This is a genomic window from Flavobacterium sp. A45, assembly GCF_002001005.1.
Lineage (GTDB): Bacteria > Bacteroidota > Bacteroidia > Flavobacteriales > Flavobacteriaceae > Flavobacterium.
Genome location: NZ_MUNX01000135.1, coordinates 1 through 456, shown reverse-complemented (window position 1 = coordinate 456; position 456 = coordinate 1). Strand labels below are relative to the sequence as shown.

1 tRNA gene and 1 rRNA gene are annotated in these 456 nt (G+C 37.5%); both read left to right on the top strand.

From position 1 onward, the window contains the following. The first annotated feature begins 52 nt into the window (after window positions 1-52). Window positions 53-126, top strand: a tRNA-Ala gene (locus B0E44_RS15865). A gap of 207 nt (window positions 127-333) precedes the next feature. Continuing rightward, window positions 334-456: ribosomal RNA gene (locus B0E44_RS15860) — 23S ribosomal RNA — on the top strand; the annotation flags it as partial.

The following is a 456-nucleotide window of genomic DNA, read 5'->3' as shown; positions in this document are numbered from 1 at the left end:
GTAACCGTTTGAAGTACTGTTAACTGAAAACTGTTAACTGCCAACTAAAAATGGGGGATTAGCTCAGCTGGCTAGAGCGCCTGCCTTGCACGCAGGAGGTCAACGGTTCGACTCCGTTATTCTCCACAAGAAAGTACAAAGATATAAGTACAAAGTATTAAGACAAAATCTTAATACTTAATACAGAAATCTTAATACTTATTAAAGTTCATTGACATATTGAGATAAGAAATAATAAAAAGTAGAAAGAACAAATGCGTTTGTTGTTAATAGTTTTTAGTTTATAGTTGTAAAACGATAAACAATTAACCGAGAACAATAAACCGTAAGTACAATAAGCAAAATAAGGGCGTATGGGGGATGCCTAGGCTCTCAGAGGCGATGAAAGGCGTGATAAGCTGCGAAAAGTTACGGGGACGAGCACACATCGATTGATCCGTAAATACCTGAATGGGG